General features: G+C 71.1%; 18 protein-coding genes. 7 read left to right on the forward strand and 11 right to left on the reverse strand.

Annotated features, from left to right (window positions below; translation table 11 throughout):
• Positions 1 to 94 precede the first annotated feature (94 nt).
• Entirely contained in the window at positions 95 to 2,413 is a 2,319-nt protein-coding gene (locus POL72_RS35475) for a 5'-nucleotidase C-terminal domain-containing protein (RefSeq protein ID WP_272101234.1), read from the forward strand.
• Positions 2,410 to 3,147 (forward strand): tetratricopeptide repeat protein, encoded by a 738-nt coding sequence (locus POL72_RS35480; protein ID WP_272101235.1) that lies wholly within the window; start codon positions 2,410 to 2,412, stop codon positions 3,145 to 3,147. Before POL72_RS35475 ends, POL72_RS35480 begins: the two co-directional genes overlap by 4 nt.
• Before the next feature lie 115 nt (positions 3,148 to 3,262).
• Here the strand turns inward: POL72_RS35480 and POL72_RS35485 are convergent, their stop codons facing one another.
• Positions 3,263 to 4,675 carry a spondin domain-containing protein gene (locus tag POL72_RS35485; RefSeq protein ID WP_272101236.1) on the reverse strand — a complete coding sequence of 471 codons (1,413 nt, stop codon included), beginning with the start codon at positions 4,673 to 4,675 and terminating at the stop codon, positions 3,263 to 3,265.
• A 1,115-nt stretch (positions 4,676 to 5,790) separates the two neighbouring features.
• Here POL72_RS35485 and POL72_RS35490 point away from each other — a divergent pair.
• Together POL72_RS35490 and POL72_RS35495 are read left to right on the forward strand one after the other, a co-directional pair.
• Positions 5,791 to 6,873, forward strand: coding sequence for a TIGR03118 family protein (locus tag POL72_RS35490; RefSeq protein WP_272101237.1), 1,083 nt, complete (start codon positions 5,791 to 5,793; stop codon positions 6,871 to 6,873).
• 372 nt (positions 6,874 to 7,245) lie between these two features.
• On the forward strand, positions 7,246 to 9,042 hold the full coding sequence (locus POL72_RS35495; protein ID WP_272101238.1) for a glycoside hydrolase family 15 protein: 1,797 nt from the start codon (positions 7,246 to 7,248) through the stop codon (positions 9,040 to 9,042).
• A gap of 708 nt (positions 9,043 to 9,750) precedes the next feature.
• Here the strand turns inward: POL72_RS35495 and POL72_RS35500 are convergent.
• The 3 genes from POL72_RS35500 to POL72_RS35510 form a co-directional block, all read right to left on the reverse strand.
• Complete coding sequence (locus POL72_RS35500) at positions 9,751 to 10,911, reverse strand: hypothetical protein (RefSeq protein WP_272101239.1); 1,161 nt, start codon at positions 10,909 to 10,911, stop codon at positions 9,751 to 9,753.
• Positions 10,912 to 11,050: 139 nt separating this feature from the next.
• Positions 11,051 to 12,187, reverse strand: a complete 1,137-nt coding sequence (locus POL72_RS35505) for a hypothetical protein (protein WP_272101240.1) — start codon at positions 12,185 to 12,187, stop codon at positions 11,051 to 11,053.
• Positions 12,184 to 13,479: an RNA polymerase sigma factor gene (locus POL72_RS35510; RefSeq protein WP_272101241.1), complete on the reverse strand. Its 1,296-nt coding sequence runs from the start codon at positions 13,477 to 13,479 to the stop codon at positions 12,184 to 12,186. The genes POL72_RS35505 and POL72_RS35510 overlap by 4 nt, the downstream gene beginning before the upstream one ends.
• An 879-nt stretch (positions 13,480 to 14,358) precedes the next feature.
• Here POL72_RS35510 and POL72_RS35515 point away from each other — a divergent pair.
• Entirely contained in the window at positions 14,359 to 15,303 is a 945-nt protein-coding gene (locus tag POL72_RS35515) for a hypothetical protein (RefSeq protein WP_272101242.1), read from the forward strand.
• Positions 15,304 to 15,654: 351 nt separating this feature from the next.
• Complete coding sequence (locus POL72_RS35520; protein ID WP_272101243.1) at positions 15,655 to 16,026, forward strand: VOC family protein; 372 nt, start codon at positions 15,655 to 15,657, stop codon at positions 16,024 to 16,026.
• Between the two features lie 137 nt (positions 16,027 to 16,163).
• Here the strand turns inward: POL72_RS35520 and POL72_RS35525 are convergent, their stop codons facing one another.
• Together POL72_RS35525 and POL72_RS35530 are read right to left on the reverse strand one after the other, a co-directional pair.
• Entirely contained in the window at positions 16,164 to 16,538 is a 375-nt protein-coding gene (locus POL72_RS35525) for a hypothetical protein (protein ID WP_272101244.1), read from the reverse strand.
• Between the two features lie 138 nt (positions 16,539 to 16,676).
• Positions 16,677 to 16,997 (reverse strand): SIR2 family protein, encoded by a 321-nt coding sequence (locus POL72_RS35530; protein WP_272101245.1) that lies wholly within the window; start codon positions 16,995 to 16,997, stop codon positions 16,677 to 16,679.
• A gap of 168 nt (positions 16,998 to 17,165) precedes the next feature.
• On the opposite strand from POL72_RS35530, the gene POL72_RS35535 reads away from it, so the two are divergent.
• Complete coding sequence (locus POL72_RS35535; RefSeq protein WP_272101246.1) at positions 17,166 to 18,008, forward strand: class I SAM-dependent methyltransferase; 843 nt, start codon at positions 17,166 to 17,168, stop codon at positions 18,006 to 18,008.
• Positions 18,009 to 18,165: 157 nt separating this feature from the next.
• Here the strand turns inward: POL72_RS35535 and POL72_RS35540 are convergent, their stop codons facing one another.
• From POL72_RS35540 to lipA, 5 genes are all read right to left on the reverse strand, one after another.
• The gene (locus POL72_RS35540) at positions 18,166 to 19,638 is read right to left on the reverse strand and encodes a dihydrolipoamide acetyltransferase family protein (protein WP_272101247.1); all 1,473 of its coding nucleotides are present in this window, start codon (positions 19,636 to 19,638) and stop codon (positions 18,166 to 18,168) included.
• 3 nt (positions 19,639 to 19,641) lie between these two features.
• Positions 19,642 to 20,616: an alpha-ketoacid dehydrogenase subunit beta gene (locus POL72_RS35545; protein ID WP_272101248.1), complete on the reverse strand. Its 975-nt coding sequence runs from the start codon at positions 20,614 to 20,616 to the stop codon at positions 19,642 to 19,644.
• A gap of 153 nt (positions 20,617 to 20,769) precedes the next feature.
• Entirely contained in the window at positions 20,770 to 21,960 is a 1,191-nt protein-coding gene (locus POL72_RS35550) for a thiamine pyrophosphate-dependent dehydrogenase E1 component subunit alpha (protein ID WP_272101249.1), read from the reverse strand.
• Positions 21,961 to 22,162: 202 nt separating this feature from the next.
• A complete protein-coding gene (locus POL72_RS35555; RefSeq protein ID WP_272101250.1) occupies positions 22,163 to 22,732 on the reverse strand; it encodes a tellurite resistance TerB family protein in 570 nt (189 codons plus the stop codon).
• 95 nt (positions 22,733 to 22,827) lie between these two features.
• Positions 22,828 to 23,976, reverse strand: a complete 1,149-nt coding sequence (gene lipA, locus POL72_RS35560; RefSeq protein WP_272101251.1) for a lipoyl synthase — start codon at positions 23,974 to 23,976, stop codon at positions 22,828 to 22,830.
• Positions 23,977 to 23,979: the final 3 nt, after the last annotated feature.

Below are 23,979 nucleotides of genomic sequence, written 5' to 3' on the forward strand. Positions count from 1 at the left end.
GAAGAGGCATCGAGCCGAGGCGGCGCTCGGAAAGGTGTTCACGATGACAGGTCGAGTCGGACGGATAGCGTCGCTTTCCTCGGTGATTCTGGCCATGACCGCGCTGACCGCGTGCGGCGACGACCAGGGCGGCACGGGCTCATCGACCTCCAGCTCCTCAGGCTCGGGCGGCGCGGGTGGAGGGGAGCAGGGCGGCGGCGGCGCGGGTGGAAGCGAGCAGGGCGGCGGCGGCGCGGGTGGAGGCGGCGCGGGTGGAGGCGAGCAGGGCGGCGGCGGCGCGGGTGGAGGCGAGCAGGGCGGCGGCGGCGCGGGTGGAAGCGAGCAGGGCGGCGGCGGCGCGGGAGGAGCCCCGGCGACGCCGAGCGGAGCCACGGCGGACCTCGCGCTGCTCGAGACCACCGATCTCCACACCAACATCCTCGGCTTCGATTACTTCAAGCTGGTCACTGATCCATCGATTGGCCTCGAGCGCACCGCGACCCTCATCAACCAGGCGCGGGCCGAGTTCACGAACAACATCCTGATCGACAACGGCGACACGATCCAGGGCACCGTCCTCGCCGACTATCAGGCGCTCGTCGAGCCGATCGCGTGCGGCGAGACGCTGGCCATGTACAAGGCGATGAACCACCTGGGGTTCGACGTCGGCGGGATCGGCAATCACGAGTTCAACTTCGGCCTCGCCTTCCTCTCGCAGGTGACCCACACCCCGTTCGACGTCGAGGGGCTCGATCTCGCTGGCTCGGCGGACTGCGAGGGCCCTCGGTTCCCGCTGGTGAACTCCAACGTCTTCAGCCTGAAGACGAACGAGACGCTCTTCCCGAGCACCGTCATCGTCGAGAAGACCATCAAGGCGGCGGCGCCGGGCGGCGGCGCCATCGAGAGCACGGTCAAGGTCGGCTTCATCGACGTGACGCCGCCGACGATCCTGAGCTGGGACAAGAAATGGCTCGACGGCAAGGTCTTCACGAAGGGGGTGAAGGAGGTCGCTGCCCCGCTGGTGGACGATCTCCGCGCCAGGGGGGCCGAGCTGGTCGTCGCCATCATCCACGGCGGCCTCGACGACTCGCCGTACACGCCCACCCTCGAGAACCAGGCGTGGCACCTCGCCCAGGTGCCCGGCATCGACGCGATGCTCATGGGCCACTCGCACCAGATCTTCCCCAACCCGAGCAGCACCGTTGCGCAGTTCAGCCTGCCGAAGGTCGACAAGGTCGCGGGCACGGTCGACGGCGTCCCCGCCGTCATGGCGAATTTCTGGGGCCAGCACCTCGGCGTCATCAAGCTGGGGCTCACGCACGACGGCGAGGGCTGGAAGGTCGACAAGGCGAAGACGGTCGTCGAGGCCCGGCCGATCGCCACGACCTGCAAGGGTGGGCTCCCCGAGGCGTGTGATGCAACGGAGCGCTGGCGCACGGGGGCGCCCTGCGCGTTCGCGGCGCTCTGCGACGCGCAGCCGGACAAGACGAAGGTCCTCGTCGCGGCCGACGCTTCCTTCGCGCCGCTCCTCGACGCCGAGCACCAGGCGACGGTCGCCTACGTCAAGACGCCCATCGGCACGACCGATTTCGCGATGTCGTCGATGTTCGCCGACGTGGGGGACGCCAGCGCGATCCAGATCGTCAATCAGGCCCAGGCCGACTACGTCGCCCGCTACGTCCAGGAGAACCTGCCGCAGTACGCGTCGCTGCCCGTGCTCTCGGTGAGCGCGCCGTTCAAGTCCGGCTTTCAGGGCGGCAACGACTACACCGACGTGCCGGCGGGGAGCATCGCGATCAACAACGCGGCCGATCTCTACCTGTACGCGAACACGGTCCAGGCGGTGAAGGTCACCGGCGCGGACCTCCTCGACTGGCTGGAGAGGGCCGCGACGCGCTTCAACCAGATCGATCCGAGCAAGACGGAGCCGCAGCCGCTCATCAACACCGCGATGCCCGGATACAACTTCGACATGTTCACGGACAGCAGGATCACGTACGAGATCGACGTGACCCAGCCGCTCCCGCCGGCGGGGATGAAGGCCAGCGGCCGGATCAAGAACCTCCAGTGGAACGGGGAGCCCATGGATCTGGCCGCGGAGTTCATCGTGGCCACGAACAACTACCGCGCGAGCGGCGGCGGCAGCTTCCCTGGCCTCGACGGCTCGAAGACGATCTACGCCGCGCCGGACACGAACCGCGACGTGCTCATCACGTACATCAAGAAGATAGAGAACCTCACGCGGGCCCAGAACGGCGCTGCCCGCAGCTGGCGCTTCGCCCGGGTCACGACGGCGGGCCCCGTGACCTTCACCTCGGCGCAGAACGCGCTCCCGAAGGCGCAGGCCGCCGGGCTGACCAACCTCTCGCTCGTCGCGCAGGATGACGGCAGCGCCAAGATGCTCTCGGTGTACTCCATCGACCTGGGCCGGTGAGCGTCCCGCCTCGCGTGCGGCTCGCTGTGCTGGCCGGAGGCGCCCTCGTGCTCGGCGGCGCCGCCGCCCTTTGCCTTGGGCTGCGCGAGGGCGCTCATTCCGAGGCGGACCGCCCCACCGCCGCCGCGGCGTCGTCGCCGCCGTCGCGCCCTGGGGCGCCGCCCCCGAGCGGCATGGAGGCGCGGGCGCTCGGCTTTCGCCTGCTCACGCTCGCGGATCCCGGGGAGGTCCTCGCCGGGATGGATTCACTCGCGCGGGCGGCCGAGCAGGGAGACGTCGAGTCGCAGGTCTCGCTCGGAAGGATCTACCTGAAGGGGCTGCCGTCGGTCCCCAGGGACGCGGCGCGCGCCCGCGCCTGGCTGCTGCGAGCCGCCGCCTCGCAGCACCCGAGCGCCGCGTATTTCCTCGGCGTGATCAGCCAGAACGGCGATGGCGTGGCGGCGGACCCCGCGGAGGCTGCGCGCTGGTTCGAGATCGCGGCGCGCGGAGGGTCGCCGGACGCGATGTTCCTGCTCGCCAATGCGTATCGCGCAGGCGCCGGCGTGCCAAAGAATGACAGAAGAGCCGTGGAGCTCTACGAGAGCGCCGGCGAGCGGGAGCACCCCGCGGCGCTCCAGGCGCTGGCGATGGCCTATCGCTATGGTGAGCTGGGGCTCGAGCCCGACGAGGCCGAGAGCCGCCGGTACACGATGGAGGCCGAGCACGCCATCCAGCACCGGCAGGCTCCTCCGTAGGCGGCAGGTCCCCGACGAGGCGTCACCATTGCAGTGCTGGGCGGAGACGCCCCGCGCGGCCGCCAGGCACCCCCGGGCCGTGGTCCAGCGGCCAGCGCTGCCGCTCGTGCCCCCGCTACCGCGCCGGGGTGATGGTCACCTTCAGCATCTGGTTCGATGCAGGATACAGATAGCCGTCATCGACGCTGCGCACCTGGTCCTTGGGATCGTCGGCGCCCATCTGCGGCCCGGCCTGGCGCGGCGCCTGGTCGGGGCCCACGCCGGGCCACTGGTTGGCCTCGGTGCCCGCGTCCCAGATCGTGACCTGGTCGGAGACATCGCCGCTCACCGGCTCGCCGCTCGCGTCGAACAGCGCGATCCCCGCGTCGCTCGGCCCGAAGAACAGATCGTTCGATTGCCCCAGCATCGACGCGAAGCTCAGCCGCTCGCCGGGCCGCGCGGTCACCGTGAAGCTGAACTTCGCGCCGGGCAGCAGCGGCCCCGGCGTCGAGGCGTCCACGGGCGTGTTGTAGACAAGCACCGACGAGATCCCGCTCTCGCCCCCGACCTCGGCCTCCAGCGACGCCGCGAGCGCGGTCGGATTCCCGTCCTCGGCCAGCATTTCGAGGCCCTTGCCCCGGTCCGCCTCGCCCGTCCTGAACAGGGGCGCTCCGGACCCGTGCACCACCGCGACGCCCGGCGCCACCGGCGAGGTCAGCCCGGCGCGGGGAATGGCCCCCTCGTGCAGCATCATCGGGTTCCCGTCCTCGGCCTGCGCCTCCAGCCCGTTGTCGGGGTACGCCTGCCCGACCGTGAACAGCGGGTTGTCCATCGTGTGCACCACGAAGAGCCCCGGCGACAGCGGCACGGCGGCCGGCTCCCCGCCCTCGGGCATCAGCGTCCCCACCTCCGACATGTTGGTGATCCGGATCGTGAACTCATTGCCCGGCTCCGGCGTCACCGTCACCTGGATGACCTCCTCGACCGCCGGGTAGGTATAGTCATCCTGGACCAGCCGCACTGTGTTGTCCGGGTCCGGAGCGCCCGTGTTCGCGCCGCTCTGCCGGGGCGCCTGGTTCGGCCCCGCGCCCGGCTCCTCGTTGGCCTCGCTGCCCGCGTCCCACAGCAGGACCTGGTCGGTCACGTCCCCGCTCACCGGCTTGCCCGACTCGTCGTAGAGTGCGATCCCGGCGCCATCGGGCGCATAGAACAGATCGTTCGACTGCCCGAACATCGTCGTGAACGAGAGCCTGTCGCCCGGCAGGGCGCCGACGCGGAATTCGAAGCTCTTCTCGGGGAAGAGCGGCCCGGGCATGCTCTCGCCCACGGGCGTGTTGAACACGCCGGCCACCCGGTAATCCCGCCCGGGCGTCACGTTCTCGAGGGTCACGTCGAAGCTCGTGGCCGCGTCCCCGCCGCCGGGCCCGCTCGCGCCTCCCCCGCCCATGCCGCCGGCGCCGGTGGTATCGCCGCCTTCGCCGTCGCCGCAAGCGGCGGCGAGGGTGAGGACGAGGGGCAGAGCCGACAGCGCGCGATTCCGAATCTTCATGACCATCCTCCAGAAGCGATGCTTGAGATGACGCGACCTGGATCGCCTCCGCCGCGGCGAGCCGCGTGGCGGCGATCGGTCCTCCGACACACCCCTGAGGCCGGAGCGGCCGCGGGCGCCCGCATGGCGCCCGCCTCCACCCGCGATGGCTCGGGGCGCGTCGTTCGATGGTGCTACGCGATGGAGGGCAGGTCGGTTTCGCGGCTTTCGCGCGCGCCCGTTCGATCTTGCTATGGAGGAATTTTTCAGCGCTGCCGGCGGCCGCCGGCGCGCTCGCCTCGGATTCCGGAGGTCAGGCGTGGCTGGACAGCCTGCGGCGCGTCCGCCTCGGGGAAGAGCGCGAGATCGAGGCCGGCGCCCACGTACAGGTGAACGCGAAGCGCGTCTTGCTCGCCGCCGACCTCGACGAGAGATCGCCCCTTCGAGTCCGCTCTCGACCGTTCCCGCCCGCGCAGGCAGCGCCCGCTGTAGCCGTGCTGGCAAGCACGCGCTGGCAACCGGGGACGGTTGTGGCCGGGAGGCCGACCATGGTTCTGGCAACCGGAACCGGTTATGGGCAGGCAGCCGAAAGCGAGCATGATGATCCCTGCCGGAACGTCCGGTGTGTTCCGGGCGTTCACATCCTATCCAGCGCGGGGGTAGGGGGGATAGCGGTGCCGAGCCGTCGAGATCTGGCATTTTTGCCGGGATTTCGGAGGAGCGTCACGAGACGACGGATCGCACCTCCTCGGAAACATGGATCCAACCCGGGCCCAGCCGCCGACGCCCGAGCCTGGAGAGCGCGCCGTGCTGAAGCGCCCCCGGCGAAGGCTCACCGCTCCGTCGAAACGGATCGTCCGCCTTGCTGCTCCGCGGTGGGTCACCCGCGGTCGCGCATCGCGTGGTCGAACCGGCTATCGCTCCTGGCATACGGATGTCGTAAGCGACATTCGCGCGCAGGAGTATCGGTGATTCCCGCTTGACGGGGAAGTCTCATCAGGTCTTAGTAGAGCGCTCCTGGAGCTTTTGTGCGGTGGGGCGATTATCCGTTCGCTCTGCCGTTGGCCTCTCGGAGCGGGGGGACACACATGAAAGCGAGCGCTTTGGTGGGCGGATGCGCCCTTGCGGCATCGGCCTTGTTCGCGGAATACGCCGGCGCGACGGGGAGCGAGCTCTGTTTCGTGCGGCGGAACCTCGTCGCGAACCGGCCTGGTTTCGACGCGCAGTTCGTCGATCCCAACCTCAAGAACTCTTGGGGGATCCGGGCGTCGGCGGGGGATGTGCTCTGGGTGGCAGACAACGGGACGGGCAAGGTCACGGCTTACCAGAGCAACGGGCAGCCCCTCCTGTTCGGCAGCGAGCAGGTCATCATCGATATCCCGGCCGGGGTCGCGAGCCCTGGTTCGGCGCCGACGGGCCTCGTCCTGAACAAGACATCGAGCTTCCCGGTACCCGGCAACTTCGACTTGCCGGCGCTCTTTCTCACGGCGAGCGAGGACGGGGCCAGCGCCGCGTGGAACCCGTTCGTCGATCCGGACGAGGCCCGGATCGTGATCGACAACTCCAACAAATCGGCCGTCTACAAGGGCATCACCATCGGGCACAGCGCCCAGACAGGGCGCGACTTCCTCTATCTGGCGAACTTCGTCAGCGGGAAGGTCGAGCGGTACAGCGGGCGGTACAAATTTCTCGATACGTTCACCGACGATTGCATCGCCTCGCTGACGGAGCCTTGCACGCCCGGCGTGCCGGCAACGGAGAACAGCCGGTTCGCGCCGTTCAACGTCGAGGTCATCAAAGGTCATGTGTTCGTGGCCTTCGCGCTGCGGGAGGAAGGAGGCATCGACAACGAGCCCGACAACGGCTTCATCGACGAGTTCTCGCTGACCGGAAGGTTCATCCGGCGCTTCGCCTCGGAGGGGCCGCTCAACGCTCCATGGGCGATGGTGAGGGCGCCGCGCAGGCTGGGCCGTTTCAGCGAGAGCCTCCTCGTCGGGAACTTCGGCGACGGCCACATCAGCGCCTTTGACCTCGACTCGGGCGAGCTCATCGATCAGCTCCGGTTCTGCGACGACGGCAGCGGCGAGCCTGTCGTCATCGACGGTCTCTGGGGGCTCACCTTCCTGCCCGTCCCCGGCCGCACACCCAAGCTCTTCTTCGCCTCGGGGCCGAACGAGGAGGAAGACGGCGTCGTTGGCAGTCTCCGGCCGGTATTCTGAGCGCCGGGGCCGAGGCGACAGCGACGATCGGACAGCTCGGTTGCCAGAGGTCACGCGGGTGAGCTCATGCCTGGCAGCAGAAGGTCGACGGCTCGGCCGGCAGCAGCTCGCGTGGTGCCGCGGGACACGGCGGCGCCGGCTGCGTCCGGCGCTGCACCGCTCGGCGCGGCGGCGTCCGGCGCGGCGCCGAGCGGCACGCCCACCGCTTGACGCCCGAGCCCCACGGTCGTGCCCGGCGGCGCCCGCTGTGCACGGCGTGGCCATCGCCCTCCTGGGCCACGGCCTGAACCCGCGGCGGGGCGCGTGGCACCCTCCGTGCTCTCGCCGCCGCCGAGGCGCCGGCGCTCGTCGCCGCGCCGGTCAGGAGCTCGCATGCCGCTGCGGATCGAGGACTATGCGTTGCTAGGGGACACACAGACAGCGGCGCTGGTCGGGCGCGATGGATCCATCGACTGGCTGTGCCTGCCGCGCTTCGATTCGGCCGCCTGCTTCGCCGCCCTGCTCGGCACGCCGGAGCACGGCCGCTTCCGGATCGGGCCGAAGGACCCGGCGCCCCGCGTCGCGCGCCGCTACCGCGAGGGAACGCTCGTGCTCGAGACCGAGTTCACGACGGCCGAGGGCGCGGTGCGGCTCGTGGACTGCATGCCGCTGCGCGGGAGGGCGCCGGACGTCGTGCGCGTCCTCGAGGGCGTGCGCGGCCGGGTCCCGGTCTCCCTGGAGCTCATCGTTCGCTTCGACTACGGCTCGATCGTGCCCTGGGTGCGGTCGAGCGGCGGCGCGCTGCGCGCGGTGGCCGGGCCCGACGCGCTGATCCTGCGCGCGGGGGTGCCGGTCCACGGCGCAGGGCTCACCACGGTCGCCGAGTTCGACGTCCACGAGGGCCAGCGCATCCCCTTCGTGCTCACGTGGCACCCGTCGAACGAGCCGCCGCCCGAGGCGATCGACGCCGAGCGCGCGGTGGAGCACACCGAGGCGTGGTGGCGCGCCTGGTCGAGCCGCTGCGCCCACGCCGGGCCCTGGAAGGAGGCGGTCGTCACGTCGCTCGTCGCGCTCAAGGCGCTCACCCACGCGCCCACGGGCGGGCTCGTCGCGGCGCCGACGACCTCGCTCCCCGAGTGGATCGGCGGCGTGCGCAACTGGGACTACCGCTACTGCTGGCTGCGCGACGCGACCCTGACGCTCTACGCGCTGCTGCTCGGCGGCTACAGCGAGGAGGCCGCGGCCTGGCGCGACTGGCTCCTGCGCGCCATCGCGGGCGACCCCTCGAAGCTCCAGATCCTGTACGGCATCGCGGGCGAGCGGCGGCTCCGCGAGATCGAGCTCCCCTGGCTGCCTGGCTACGAGGGCTCGCGGCCGGTGCGCGCCGGCAACGCCGCGGTCGAGCAGCTCCAGCTCGATGTCTACGGCGAGGTGATGGACACGATGTACCAGGCGCGCCGAGCCGGCCTCGCCCCGGAGCCTGAGGCCTGGCGCCTCCAGCGCAAGCTGATGGACTTCCTCGAATCGAACTGGCGCCGGCCCGACGAGGGCATCTGGGAGGTGCGGGGCGGGCCGCGCCCCTTCACCTACTCGCGGGTGATGGCCTGGGTCGCGTTCGATCGCGCCGTGAAGACCGTGGAGCAGCTCGGGCTGGACGGCCCTGTCGATCGCTGGCGCGCGCTGCGCGACGCGGTGCACGCGGAGGTGTGCGAGAAGGGGTTCGACCCGGGCCGCGGCACGTTCACGCAGTCGTACGGCAGCCAGGAGCTCGACGCGAGCACGCTGCTCATCCCGCTCGTGGGCTTCTTGCCGCCCGGCGACCCGCGCATCGCGGGCACGGTGCGCGCCATCGAGCGCGAGCTCGTGCGCGGGGGCTTCGTGCTCCGCTACTCGACCGCCCCTGGGAGGACGCCCGACGGCCTGCCCGGCGCCGAGGGGGTGTTCCTCGCGTGCAGCTTCTGGCTCGCGGACTGCTATGCCCTCATGGGCCGCGCCGGCGAGGCGCGGGCGCTGTTCGAGCGGCTGCTCGCGCTGCGCAACGACGTCGGCCTGCTCTCGGAGGAGTACGACCCAGGGAGCGGGCGGCTGCTCGGGAACTTCCCCCAGGCGTTCAGCCACCTTGCGCTCGTCGGCTCCGCGTTCAACCTGACCCCGGACCGCTCCGGTCCTGCGGATCAACGATCCCGTTGACGCTCCGAGGAAAGGAGAGCTGGATGCGCGCCATCACGGTCCGTCGCGGCGGTGTCCGGCGCAGCGCTCGGCGGCGCGCCGCCTCTCATTGCCTGGCGCTGCGGTCGAGCTCAGCCACAATGACAGAAGAGCCGTGGAGCTCTACGAGAGCGCTGGCGAGCGGGAGCACCCCGCAGCGCTCCAGGCGCTGGCGATGGCCTATCGCTATGGTGAGGTGGGAGCTGGGGCTCGAACCCGACGAGACCGAGAGCCGCCGGTACACGATGGAGGCCGAGCACGCCATTCAACACCGGCAGGCTCCTCCGTAGGCGGCAGGTCCCCGAGGAGGCGTCACCCTGGGTGAGGCACGCGCCCACGGCGCTGCCCACCAGCACGGTCGTTGCGCCGAAACGCCTCGCCTCATATCCGCTCCTCCAGTCCTCCATCACACCACGTCCACAGGGTCCGCAGACGAGAGATCGCCCCTTCGCGTCCGCTCTCGACCGTTCCCGCCCGTGCAGGCAGCACCCGCTGTTGCCGTGCTGGTAAGCACGCTGCGCCTGGGAGAGGGGCAACGGAGAGTCAAGTAGCGTGAGCCCATCCTGATGGTTGACTATGCGTCTGCACGGGGCGGCCAATTGGGCGGGATCAGGGCTCTGAGGCCGGGGCAACCTGACCCAGGTTGGGGTAGCAGCGGCCCTGTACATAACAGAGGCGACGCGGGTGAGCTCATGCCTGGCAGCAGAACGTCGACGGCTCGGCCGGCAGCAGCTCGCCGAGGGGCTCGCCGCCGCTCGGGGCGCAGCCGCCGGGATCGACGTCGACGACCTCCGCCGACTTGCTGCCGAGGCCGATGCCGGGCGGCGTGACCCCGCAGAACGGCGCCCTGGAGCTGACGAGGGTCGACGCGACCTGCTCCGCGCACGTCCCGTCGCTGTAGACGGAGGCCATGATGGTGCAGGACGCGCCCTCCGGCTCGCCACAGGCGCACTCGGAGCAACCGCGCGTGTCGTCGGCGCCGCCGTAGAAGACGTGCCTATCCAGGTACGGCGCCTCGCACGTGACGTCGCCCTCGTGGAAGATGCACGTCAAAAAGCCGCCGGGCGGCGGGACGCCGGGCTGCTCCGGCGAGGGCATGCAGGTGCTCCGGTCGCCCGGGCACTCTGTGTAGGCGCCGGGCACGCAGGCGAGCGCCCGGGTCTGCCAGGGATCGAGGCGAGCCGGCGGCGGCGGCTCGTCCACCCTGGGCGTGCATGCGGCGGCGGCGGTGACCAGCACGACCGGCGCGTCGATCGAGATCGACTGCACGCACGGTCGCCCGCCGCAGTCCTGGCCCGCGGGGATCGCGGTCGAGGCGGTGCAGGCGCCGTCCCAGCCGTCAGGGGCCGCGAAGGGGGTCGCGACGCTGTCGGGGTCGCCAGCACACGTCGTCCCTGTCGCCGTGTGCGCCGACCAGCCCAGCGGGAGCTGGCACGAGGCTGCGGCCGCGTCAGGCGGGTCGCACAGGCAGGCCGCGCAGGCGAGCGGCGCGGGCGCCAGGTCGGCAAACCCCTCGTAGCCGATGTTCGGCGCGGCTGCGGGGCAGTCCGGCGCCTGGTCCCGCGGGCCGTACCAGAGGAGCGCCGGGCCGAACCAGCCGAGCGGGGCGGGTGGGATGCAGTCGCCGGCGCAGGCGCTCTCCTCGCCGCCGCCGGTCCCGCCGGCTCCGCCGGTCCCGCCGCCGTCGCCCGCATCCCCGCCGTCGCCCGCATCGCCGGTGCCCGCCTCGGGATAGGGGCAGGCCGGGTTGCCCCACTCGCTCGGCTGACAGGGACCGTAGATCGTCGGATGTGTGTCGCCACAGGCCGGCAGCAACAAGAGCCCTAACGTCACCAGAGACCAGGTACGCATGCCGAGCAAGCTACCCGTCACGGCTCCGTGCGTGCAATGGGCATGTCCGTTCGTGCTACCAACTGCGCTCGCCATTCCCATGTCCTTCCCAGATTTCTCGCCAGATGAGCGCGACAAAGTGTTCGTCTTCAAATGACATTCAGTAGGTGGCCGTAACGCCTAGCCCGACAGCTGTGCCGAGCGGCGAGGAGGACCAGAAGAGTGGCGCTGGCGTCGCAGTGTCGTACGACATGCGCATGAGCGCCGCGTCCTCCACGATCCACGTCGCCTCGGCGTAGCCACGCGCGGACCACGTGCGGGAGAGCGGCCACTCGGCACCGAGCCGCGCCCCGAAGCCGAAGATGGCGTCGCTGCGCCGGCGCATGGTCCACGGGGCGTGAGGGGTGAATCGGACAGTGCCGATCGTGGCCAGTCCGCAGCCGAACAGGAGGAGGTGGTGGTAGCAGGCCACGGTAGCCGTCGTGAACGACGTGGTATCGACCATCGTGCCTTCCACCTCCTGCACCAGGGAGATGAGCCCGCGCCCCTCCACCGCGATCGACCATGCGGGCCGGCGAACGCCAAACGCCAGCGTCATCCCGGTCGCAGGCCCCGGGGTGGTCCCGAGGCCCAGGGTCGCCCCGAGCCCCGCTTCGAGCCGCAGCGGCTCCGGCGGGGACGGGGCCGCCTCCGGCGGTGTTGGCACCTTCGGATGTTCGGCCCGGCGCACTGGCTCCGGCGCCGCCCGGCGCGCCCGCGAAAGCGGCGGTGAAGGCGGCGCTGAGGGCTCGGGCTCCGGCGAGGCCTCGGAGGGCGGTGGCGCCCGCTCCGGCATGTTCAGGATCTGCGCCACGATCGCGAGGGCCGCGCCGGAGAGCAGCGCCTCGCAGCCGTTCCGGGTGCCGAACCCCTCGGCCCAGATGGTATCGCCCGCGCTCTCGCTCCCGCGCAGGGCCATCGAGGCCGTGAGCTCCGGCCCTGCCTGCGCAATGGTGACCGTGAGCACCCGCGGCGCGTCGTCCTGGAAGGGGTCGGCGCCGAGCCCGCGCGCCACCTCTGCGCGCAGGAACGCCTCGTCGCCGCAGGCTTGGGCGCCAGGGCCCCGCACGACCTCGAGCCGCATCGCAGCCGGTCGCAGCTCCGGCGCGGCGCGGGCTGCCGCGACGCAGAGCAGGACCGTGGTGGCCATGGCCGCCGCCACGGCGGCGCGCGCCGGGCGCCCGGCGCCCCGGGTCGATCCGGCAGCGCACCGGGCGTGGCGCGCGCCGAGCCCGTGTCTGGGCCTGGTGCAGCTCATCGCGACGGCGCTCCTCCCGGCGCCCTCTGCTCGGGAGGAGCGAGGCGTGCTCGGCCGACGGTGCGGAGCCGCTCCCGCACGCCCGTCAGCCGGCCTGCGGGGAATCGCGCCTCGTGTGCGGCGAGCAGCCGGAGCGCCCCGGCGGGATCACCGGCCGAGAGGCGTTCTCGCGCTGCGGAGAGCAGCCGGAGCTCCTCCGCGAAGGTGTCCTCCCGCTCGCCGGCCGGTGCTGCCGCCCGCGGCGCGGCAGGGCACGGGCGCGGGAGCGCCTCGGCTGCGGGAGCCACGGGCGCTGGCTCCGGTGTCTGCTGCTGGGGCGTCGGTGCAAGGCAGGCGCTGCTCGCGGGCGGCGGCTCGGGCAGCAGCGCCTCGAAGCGCCGAGCCCAGTGGGCCGGCGGTGACGCGAGGGCGAGCTGCACGGCGATCGTACCGGCGACGCCTGCCGCGACCGTTCCGAGGTAACGGCCGACCCGAGCGAGCGTCCGCCGGAGGCTCGATGTCGCCGGCGTCTGCGGCAAGGGCGCCGTAGGCACGGGCCGAGCAGAGGCAGGGGGCACCGGCGGAGCTGGCGGCGGTGTGGGCGGAGCAGGTGCCGGCGCTGTCGGCGGAGCAGGGGGAGACGGCGCCGGCGGGGCGGCCGGCGGCACCGAGGCGCCCGCGCCGTCGTCGCGCACCAGGGAGTCGGACGCCAGCGGGAACAGGAGCCAGCAGGCGCGCAGCGCCTGTCGCTGCTCCGGGCGCAACCGCGCGACGGCGGCGCGGTAGTCCTCGCGGGCGAGGCGCAGCCGGTTGCAGGCGGTGTTGTAGTTGATGCCGAGCATGCGCGCGATCTCCACGACCGGCACGTCGAACGCCTCGTGCAGGACGAGGAGGATCCGCCGCTCGGGCGCGATCGTGCCGAGCACCGCGATCGCGAGCTCCAGCCGCTCTCGGCCCGCGACGCGCTGCTCGCTGCTCGGCGCGGGATCGACGGCCTGCTCGTGCGGCGCGGGGTGCAAGCCCGTCGGCACCTCGCGGCGGCGGTAAGCGCGGTCCAGGTAGCGGCTGACCTTCCGCCAGGCGATCCCGAACACCCACCGGGCTTCCGCGCTGCCTTGCTGGCGCCTGCCCTCCCGCGGCGGCGGATCGCCGGCGGAGTCGGCCTCCTCCAGCGGCGCCGAGGTGGAGGCGGGGAAGGCGGGATCGAACCGATCCAGGCTCTCGTACGCCGCGAGCAAGATCTCCTGGAACAGGTCGTCGATATCGGGTTCGGAGACCCCCAGGAGCCGGAGCACGCTGGGGAGGATGTCCACTGCGGCAGCGTGAACGGAATTCCATGTCGCGTTGCGGGAGGTGTCGTGGGCGGGCGAAAGGAGGGTGCTCATATCCAGAATTGCGGCGGGATTTCCGGTTCCGTTTGAGAAAATGCACGGCCCGGTGCGTGGCGTGGGGCGCCGGCGCGCCCGGCCGTCGCGCTTGCGGCCGAATGCGGCCGGAGGCGACCCGCTGAGCGTCCTCCGGGACACGGGAAGCAGCGTGGCCGGGCAGCTGCGCATGCCCCGGCAACCGGGGATGGTTGCGGCCGGAAAGCCGACCAGGCTTCCGGCAACCGGATCCGGTTACGGGCAGGCAGCTGGGCAGCCTCGGGAAACCGGATCCGGTTACGGGCAGGCAGCTGAGCAGCCCTCGGGAAACCGGATCCGGTTACGGGCAGGCAGCTGGGCAGCCCTCGGGAAACCGGATCCGGTTACGGGCAGGCAGCTGGGCAGCCCTGGGAAACCGGAGCCGGTTACAGGCGGGCAGCTGAGCAGCCCTCGGGGAACCGGATCCGGTTATGGGCAGGCAGCCGAGCAGCCCTCGCACAACCGGACTGCCCGAGCCTGTAACTTTCCACCATTCAGGTCCCGTACACCGCCCGTCCCGCGGGACGCCAGGCGCGCGAGACGACGATAGGGCAGCCCCCCTTCGACTCGCAGGCATGGATGCCCTTGAGCAAGATTACGACGTTGAGGGGCACGCGCTCTGAAAATCATCCGGCTGATGAATTGACACGAAAGCGAGCATGATTACCCCTGCCGGAACGTCCGGCGTGTGCTGGGCGTTCACATCACATCCAGCGTGGGGGGTAGGGGGCATGGCATATCCATTCTTTCGCCGCTCCGCGACGGACATCAACGAGAGGTAATCCCCTCATGGCCAGACCGTTCTCGAACAAGAAAAAGGCAGCTCCCAAGAAGCCCGCGACCCCGCTCCAGGCGGCGAAGGCGTTCGACAACGCCCTCCGCGAGATCGAGGCGCTGAGCGCGGATCGGCTCATCACCATCAACCTCGATATCCCGCGCGTCGTCTCTCAGGTGCTTGGCGTGCTGCCCGGCCTCCTCGCGCTGCGACCCGCCGTCGCCGAGCACCTCCATAAGCATGATGTCGCGCTGCTCGACAGGCTCGAGACCTACGCGCTCGCCGCGTGGTACGCGCACCTCCTGTGGCTGTCCAGCGAAGGCGCGGAGAACGCGCTGAAGCCGCTCCTCGAAGAGGCCGTCCCGCTCCGCGAGAACCTGCTGAGCGACGCCGAGGCGCTGGCCCGCCGTGGCCTGCTCGACGCGGAGACGGTCGCGGAGATCCGCGCAGGGCAGGGGCACATCGATACGGCCAACGATCTCGTGGCGCTCTCGGCGCTGTTCAGCGGGAGCTGGCCGGAGATCGCCGGAAAGACGGCGGCGACCGAGGAGGAGGTGCGCCGCGCCGGAGAGATCGGGCCGCAGCTCCTCGCCTCCCTCGGCGTGAGGGAGCACGGCAAAGGGCCTGGGCCCACCGAGGCGGCGGACAAGCGAGCGCGCGCGTTTTCGCTGCTCGTTCACGCCTACGATCAGACACGCAGGGCCGTCGCCTACCTCCGCTGGAACGAGGGTGACGCCGACGCGATCGCGCCGTCGCTGTACAAGGGCCGCGGCGGTCGCTCCGCGTCGTCGAGCGATACCGCCGCAGCCCCGGAGGACGCCGCCACGGCTGGTCCGACGGCGCCGGCATCGCCGGGCGCCGCGCCTCCGGTGGTGCCGCGAAGCCCGGCTGCACCGGCGGCGCCCGGCGCGGCGGCGTCCGGCCCAGCACCCAACGGCGCGCCGCCCCTCCTCGCCTAGCTCTGCGGTCGAGCCCAGCCAGAGCGCCGCGAACCCGCGCCGATATGCGCACGGGCGCAGGAGCCGCGCTGTGGTCCGCAGCCATGGCCCGCAGGTGAACGAAGCCGCTGTGGCCCGCGTGATAGCAGGCCACAGCGGCGAGCGCGAGCGTCACCGCGCGGTCGCCAGGTCCGGCAGTCGGGGCTTGACGGTTCCGAAGCGTTTGGATTTTCTCCCACGGCACCGCCGCCCTCATGTACAGCTCCGGAGCAGCGAAGGAGGCCGCCGTCGCGGCGGGCGGCAAAAAGCTGGAGCGCGGATGAGCACGCCGGGGCCAACGAAGACGAACCATTCAAACGAACGGAGAGATCCATGATCGGCTATGTCACGCTGGGCACGAACCATCTGGAGCGTGCCGCCCGTTTCTACGACGCCTTGCTGGGCGAGCTGGGCGCGACGCGGCTCATGCAATCCGAGCGGATGATCATCTGGGCGGTGAAGCCGAACGCGCCCGCGCTCGGCGTCACCCTGCCCTTTGACGGCCAGCCGGCCACGGTCGGCAACGGCGTGATGGTCGCGCTCGCCGTCGATAGCCCAGCCAAGGTGGACGCGCTCCACAAGAAGGCCGTGGAGCTGGGCGGCAAGGACGAGGGCGCGCCGGGGCCGCGCGGACAGGGCTTCTACGGAGGGTATTTCCGCGACCTGGACGGCAACAAGCTCAACTTCTTCACCATGGTGCGCTGAGCTCCGAGGCGCCGCGCCAGTTGACGACCCCGAACCGGAAGGTGAGGGCTTGCCCAACCTCAGTTAAGCCGAGCTCGCAAGAGGCGAGGCACTCGTCCTCCTTGAGAAGTTGTTCGATGCGCCGTTGCAACGGGTTGTTAGCCACGTCGCGCGCCATGGTCGAGGCCCTTGAGCCAGTAACGCACTGTAGTAGTTTGCACGCGATCGACCATGTCGCAACGATCGATTTCGTCGAGGCTCTCGACGATCGCCTTCGAACCGAAGACGTCGGCAAGGTACCAGGGGAGCTGCTCTACTGACCGGTTCCACTTGGGCAAAACACTGCGCAGCAGGTCTGTGAGCGGACCGGAGCACGGTGGGCGGAGCCGCTCGAGCAACTCTCCCGCGTACTGCTGCGCGAGGTACGCATTGGCAGGCGGCGCAACGAACGCTCGGAGTAGCACGTGCGAGCGGTCATCGGGAGGAAGGCGAGCGACCAGCCGCTCGAGATGCTGGAGCTCCTGCGGGTTCACTCTCGGCCATCGATCGGCTGCGCGGTACAACCGAGCAAGCACCTCGGCCATCTTGTCCGCCGCGCCCGTCGGCTCCTGCTCGGTTCGTTCATCCTCCCGACGGCCCACAGCTCACCCCTCCCGCGACGTTCGAAAACCTCAGTCGATGCGATTGCCCGGCGGATCCAGCACCTGGCGGAGGTAGCGGTACCAGCCCGGTCCCATGCCCTCGCGCGCGTGCCGGGCCGCCTCGAAGTAGTCGGGCGCCCGCTTCTCCAGCAGCCCTTCCACGACGTTGGTCTCGGGCCGCTTGCCGTCCTCGCGGAGGCGCGCGGCTGCCCCGAGGAGCAGGTCTCCCCAGCTGGGGAACATCCGCTTCCCGTTCCGGTCCAGCGCGGCCATGGACACGCCGGCGCCGACGAAGGGCACGACGAACCGGTCGCGCAACGCGTCCTCGAGGGTCTTGGGAATCGCGATCACGGCGCGCGATGTTGCCGGTTCCGGCCCCGCGCGACAAGGGATCCTTCCGTCCGCCCACGTCTTCGACGTGCCCCAGGGCATCTCCATGCGAACGCCTGGCTGCCGCGCCGAGCCGGCTTGCGTTCGGTCGGCCGGGGCGCATATCCTCTTCGGCAGAGAAACGGCGTGATGCAAGCTCAAGACGCATGGCGAGAATCGAGCGGGCAAGCGTGGGTGAAGTTGCAGGCGCAAACTGACGCGCAGCTGGAGCCCCTCGGGCGCCCGGCGCTGGAACGCTTGCAGCTCCAAGCGGGTGAGCGGGTGCTCGACGTGGGTTGTGGCGCGGGCCAGAGCTGCATCGAGCTCGCGGTCCGCGTGGGAGCGACGGGAGCGGTCGTCGGGGTCGACATATCGGAGCCGATGGTGACGGCTGCGCGCGGGCGCGTCGCGCAAGCGGGCCTCGGCAACGTCGAGATCATCCTGGGAGACGCTGCACGTCAGACCTTCGAGGTGCCGTTCGATGCCATCTACTCACGCTTCGGCGTGATGTTCTTTCCAGATGCCGTCGCGGCCTTCCGCGAGATGCGTGAGAGCCTGCGACCGAGCGGGCGCCTGGCTTTCGTGTGCTGGCAAGAGCTGGAGCGCAATGACTGGGCTCACGTGCCGCTCATGGCGGCGCGCAGCGTCTCGCCCGATCATCCGATGCCCGCGCTGCTGCAGCCCGGCCAGCCTGGGCCGTTTTACTTTTCCGCTCCCGCGTTCGTCCAGCAGGTGCTCGGCGCTGCGGGTTTCAAGCGCGTGAACATCGAACCCCGCGAGACGATGATTCAACTGGGAGCGGCGCGAGACATCGCCGAGGCAGTGGAGTACTCGATGCAAATTGGGCCATCGGCCCGCTTCATGGCGGACACGGACCCATCGCTCAAGCCCGCGTTCGAGCGGGCGCTGAGCGAAGCCCTTCGCCCCTTTGCAAGCAGCACGGGCGTCTGGATGGCGGCGCGCAGCTTGGTGGTCACCGCGTCTTCGTCTTGAGCCGAGCTCGCTCGGTATGATGGGCGTGCTCCGGGAGATCCCGGTAGGGCACCCGGACGGTAGAGAGGCCAGCGCGCGATGCCAGGCAGCTCGGCACGACCTCACGCGCGACCAGGGACGAGCCTGAGCGGCACCAGCCCGGCAGCCGGGCTTCTGCTCAGCTCATCTCCAAAAACAGCCGATCCGGATCCTCCAGGTACCCGATGATCTCGTAGGCGAACGCCGCCCCCACGTGGCCATCGATGATCCGGTGGTCGAACGACAGCGACACCAGCATCACCTCGCCGATGACGATCTGCCCGTCGCGCACCACCGGCTTCTGCTTCATCTGGTGGATCCCCAGGATCGCGACCTCGGGGAAGTTCAGTATCGGCGTCGCGAACAGCCCCCCTTGCTGGCCGAGCGACGTGATCGTGAACGTCGAGCCGCCGAGATCCTCCGGCTTCACCCGCCCCGACTTCGTGTCCTCGCCGAGCCGCGCGATCTCCTGCGCGATCTCCAGCACGCTCCGCCGATCCGCGTCGCGCACGACAGGCACGATGAGCCCGGCCTCGGTCGCGGACGCGATGCCGATATGATAGCTCTTCTTGACGACGATCTCCTGCGTCGCCTCGTCGAACGCGCTGTTCAACGTCGGGTGCTTCTTGAGCGCCGCGACAACGGCCTTCACGAAGAAGGGCAGGAACGTCAGCTTGACGCCCGCCTTCTCGGCCAGCGGGCGCAGGCGCGCGCGGCGCTCCTTCAGCGCGGAGACGTCGCACTCCTCGACGAAGGTGAAGTGCGCCGCCGTGTGCTTCGACCGCGACATCGCCTCGAAGATCCGCTTGCGCACGCCCCGCAGCGGGATGCGCTCGTCGCCCGGCGCCGTCGGCAACCCCCGGCCGCGCTCTCCCTCGGGTCGGGCCGCTCCCGGCTCCTCGTCCAGCTGGCCGGGCCTCGGCGCCGCCTCGGGCAGCGCCGGGGCCGCCGCGCCCGCTCCCCGCCTCGGGGCCGCCTCCGGCAGCGCCGGGGCCGCCTCCTCGGGCGCCTCGAGCGCCCGCACGTCGTCCTTCGTCACGCGGCCCGCCGGGCCGGTCGGCGGCACGCGCCGCAGGTCGACCCCGAGGTCGCGCGCCAGCTTGCGCGTCGCAGGCGTCGCGAGCGGCTTCTCGTTGAAGTAGGCCGCCCCGCGCGTGCCCGCGCCGATGCTGCCGTTCGCCCACGCGGACCGCGCCGGCGCCACCAGGTTCATCCCCGGGAGGTCCTCCCGGATGTCGCCGACCGCCGTCGCCGCGGGCTCCGCAGCCCCGGACTTCGCGGCCGCCGCCGCGGGCGGCTCCGCAGCCCCGGACTTCGCGCCACCCTGGCGCACCCCCGCCCCCGACGCGGGCGGCGCCGCCGCAGGCCGGTCGTCGAGGTCGAACACGACGAGCACCGAGTGGACGGGGACGACCCCGCCCACCTTGCCCCGCGTCTCCACGATGCGGCCCGTGCGCGGCGACGTGATCGTCACCGTCGCCTTGTCGGTCATCACCTCGACCATCGGCTGGTCCTCGGCGACCATGTCGCCCGGCGACACCAGCCAGGTCACGATCTCGCCCTCGGTGACGCCCTCACCGATGTCCGGAAGCCTGAACTCGTACTTGCCCATGCGTCAGTACCTCGCCGTCTCGAGGATCGCCGGAAGGATACGATGGGACAGGGGGAGATACTCGTTCTCGAGGGTGTACGGGAACGGGGTGTCGAAGCCCGTGACCCGGAGCGGCGGCGCCTCCAGGTGGAGGAACGCCTTCTCGTTGACCAGCGAGACGAGCTCCGCCCCGAGGCCGCAGCTCTTCGGCGCCTCGTGCACCACGATGAACCGGCCCGTCCGTTTCACCGACTCGATCACCGTGTCGATGTCGAGCGGCCACAGCGTGCGCAGATCGATCACCTCGCACTCGACGCCCTGCGCGGCCGCCTGGTTCGCCGCGTCGAGCGCCTCGTAGAGCATTGCGCCCCAGACCACGAGCGTCACGTGCCAGCCCGGCCGGACCACCTTCGCCTGGCCGAGCGGGACCGTGTACTCGCCCTCGGGGACGTCGCCCTTCGCGGCGCGGTAGATGCGCTTCGGCTCGAAGAACAGCACCGGATCCGGGTCCCGGATCGACGAGAGCAGGAGCCCCTTCGCGTCGGCCGGGTTCGACGGGCACACGACCTTCAGGCCCGCCACGTGGACGAACTGCGCCTCGGGCGACTGCGAGTGGTAGTGCCCGCCGCGGATGCCGCCGCCGAACGGCGTCCGGATGACCAGCTTGGACGGGTACTCGCCCCCCGAGCGGTAGCGGTACTTCGCCAGCTCGGACACGATCTGGTCGTACGCGGGATAGATGAAGTCGGCGAACTGGATCTCCGGGATCGGCACGAGCCCGTAGAGCGCCATCCCGATGGCCGTCCCCACGATCCCGTTCTCCGAGAGCGGCGTGTCGATCACCCGGTCGTCCCCGAACTCGTCGAACAGGCCCTGCGTCACGCGGAACACGCCGCCGACCTTGCCGACATCCTCGCCGAGCACGACGACCCGCGAGTCCCGCCGCATCTCGTGGCGTAGCGCGTCGTTGATCGCCTGGACCATGTTCATCTGAGGCATGCTCTTCGTCTCCGTCTCTCGGCCAACAGGTGGGGGTACAACCTCACCGGCGCCCCGGCCCCCCGGGGGTCCTCGCCGATCGCGGGCAGCGGCGCCACCCCCGCCGCGCCGCCGTCCGGCGAGCCGCCATGCCGACGCCGCCGTCCGCGCTGCCTAGTGGCCGCCGTGGCCCTTGGGCCTCGGGCCCGCCTTGAGCTGCTCCCGCTGCTCCACGAGGTGCCAGGGCGGCTCCGCATAGACGTCCTCGAACATCGAGTCGAGCGACGGCGGCGGGACCTTCTCCGAGACAGCGATGCAGGCCTTGACCTCCGCGTCGACCGCCGCCTCGATCTCGCGATCCTGCGCGTCCGTCCAGCCCTGGGTGCGCTCGACGTGCCGCCGGAGCCGCGCGATCGGATCGAGCCGGCGCCACGGGTCGAGCCATGCTTCGGGGCGGTACGCCTTGGGATCATCGCTCGTCGAATGGCCCGACAGGCGGTACGTCATCGCCTCGATGAGCGTCGCGCCCTCGCCGCGCGAGGCGCGCGCGATCGCGTCGCGCGTCACCTTCACGACGGCGAACACGTCGTTGCCGTCGACCCGCACCCCGGGGACGCCGTACGCGACGCCCTTGCTCGCAAACGTGTTGCTCGACGTCTGGCGCTCGGTCGGCACGCTGATCGCCCAGCCGTTGTTCCGGCAGAGGAAGATGATCGGCACCTTGAACACGCCAGCGAAGTTCAGGGCGCTGTGGAAATCCGACGAGCTCGTCGCGCCGTCGCCGAAGTAGGCCAGCGTGACGAGCTCGTCGCGCTTCAGCTTCGCGGCCCACGCGAAGCCGACGGCCTGGGTGATCTGCGTGCCGATGGGCGAGCTCACCGAGCCGAAGTGGCCCTCGCGGTAGGTGTAGTGGTCCGGCATCTGCCGCCCCTTCACCGTGTCGTTCGCGTTGCCGAACATGTTGTCGATGTACCGCTGGAGCGGCAGCCCTCGCCAGAGCGCCGCCCCGAACTCGCGGTAGCAGGGGAACACCCAGTCCTGGGGCCGCGTCGCGGACACGCTGCCGAGGACGGTGGCCTCCTCGCCGAGCGAGCCGATGTGGAACCCGATGCGCCCCTGGCGCTGCAGCGCCACGAGCCGCTCGTCGAGCAGGCGCGTGCGCACCATGGCCTTGTAGAGGGCGATGACCTCCGATGGCTCGAGCTTCGGATCGTGCGCGGGGTCGAGCGAGCCGTCGTCGCGCAGGACCTTGATCACGTCGTCGGCACACGTATCGAGCGGGTGCCGCGCGACGGCAGCCTGCGGCTCGAGGCTTGCCCCTGAGACGTTCGGCGGGCGGTCGGTGGAGTACGTCGCGGTGCTCATCGGTTCGCGGGACACTAACCAAAGGCGCTGCCCGAGACCAGTGCCCAGACGCGGCGCACGCTCATTCGCTTTACGCGTGACGTTGATGTGACGTTGACTCGTCGCAGCGATCTCGCCCGGGGTTTGACTCGCCGCGGCGAGTCAAACCCGCGCGCGCCCTGATGCGCGTCTCCCGCCGTACGCGGCGGCGCTGATGTCCACGCTAGACGTTCACGGGCTCGGCTGCCTGCGCGAGGGCCTCGTCGACGGCGGCCGCGTCGAGCTTGAACCCGCGCGCGAGCTGCTCGAGCACGCCGTGCTCCTGCGCGCTCACGCCGCCGGAGGCGTGCGCCATGGAGGCCGCCACGCGGAGCACCTCGCGCTGGTGCTCGGTCCGCGCGATCGTGCGGGCGACCATGCTGATGCGCTTCTCCAGCCCGTCCTCGGCCAGCATCTCGCCGAGATCGGCGAGGAGCGCCTCGAGCTGCTTCTCGTGGACGAGGTTCTGGCACGCGCCGGCGACGATCGCCTGGAAGCGCCCGCGCTCGTCGTCGTCGAAGTGGCCGTCGGCGTTCGCGACGAGGAACGCGGCCTCGATGATCGTCTCGAAGAGCGCCACCGCGGCGGGATCGAAGCCGGTGGGCATCGTGATGTCTTCGATCGGAGGGCGCGCGCTGTAGGCCCTCGCTGCCTGGGCCAGGATCGACGCCACGCGCACGCGGGGCGCCTCCGAGCCGAGGCGCGAGGCGCCGGGAGCGATGCCGCTGAGGCGCCTGTTGATGGGAGCGGACATCGTGGTGTTGGACCCTCCTGCCGAGCAATACGCTCGGCCAAACGCCGGTAAGCGTCAAGGCGCTTGGCGCGAGCGCCGCTCGGGTGAGCGCCGCTCTAGCGGCGGACTAGGGAGGCTGCCGGGACGAGGCGCGCGGGGGTCGCCGACGCCGTCGCTGGGCCGCCGGGCGGATGGGGCTCGTCGGGGTCGAGCTCTGCGGTGAGGCGGGCGGCCTCGCGGCGCGCCACGGCGAGGCGCTCCTCGAGGAGCGCCTCGACGCCCGCGGGATGCTCGCCGGCTGGGGCGCCCGAGGCGGCGGCGGGGAGCGCTGCGCCGCCTCGGTCCATCAGGCTGCGGACGAAGACCTCGGCCGCCTTGTAGCTCGAGCGAACGAGCGGCGCGCTGGCGGCGTAGAGGAAGCCCATCTCGAGCGCCGCGCGCTCGAACGCGGCGAAGGTCTCGGGCTCGACGAAGCGCTGCACGGGCGCGTGCTTCGAGGAGGGACGGAGGTACTGGCCGATCGTCACGATGTCGACCCCGGCCGCACGCAGGTCGCGGAGCGCCTCCAGCACCTCGTCGTCGGTCTCGCCGATGCCGACCATGACCGAGCTCTTGGTGAGCCGCCGCGGCGCGGGGGCGCTGCCCCCCGCGGCCTCGGCCGCGTCGGCGGCGAGGCGCCGCTGGCGCTCCTTCGCGCGCCGGAGCACGGCGAGCGACTGGTCGTAGCTCGACCGGACGTCGCGGATGACGCGCGTGATGCGGCGGACGACCTCCACGTTGTGGGCGAAGACGTCGGGCCCGGCGTCGACCACCATGTCGACGGCGCTCATGTGGCCCTGGAAGTCGCCGACCAGCGTCTCGATGAGCAGGTCGGGCCGGAGCGCGTGCAGGCGGCTCACCGTGCGGGCGACGTGCTCGGCGCCGCCGTCGAGCAGGTCGTCGCGGTTGACCATCGTCATCACGACGTACTGGAGCGAGAGCCGGGCGATGGCGCGGGCCACGTGCTCCGGCTCCCGCACGTCGACCGCGCCGCGCGGATCGCCCGTCGTGACAGCGCAGAAGCGGCAGCCGCGCGTGCACACGTCGCCGAGGAGCATCACCGTCGCGGTCCCCTCGCGCCAGCACTCGCCGACGTTCGGGCAGCGCGCCTCCTCGCAGACCGTGTGGAGATCGAGCTTGCGGAACGTCTCCTTGAGGTGGTGGTAGGTGTCCCCCCCGGGAGCGCGGACCTTGAGCCATTCAGGTTTGGGCGAGAACTGCGCCATCAG

Origin of the sequence: Sorangium aterium, assembly GCF_028368935.1 — a bacterium.
Lineage (GTDB): Bacteria > Myxococcota_A > Polyangia > Polyangiales > Polyangiaceae > Sorangium > Sorangium atrum.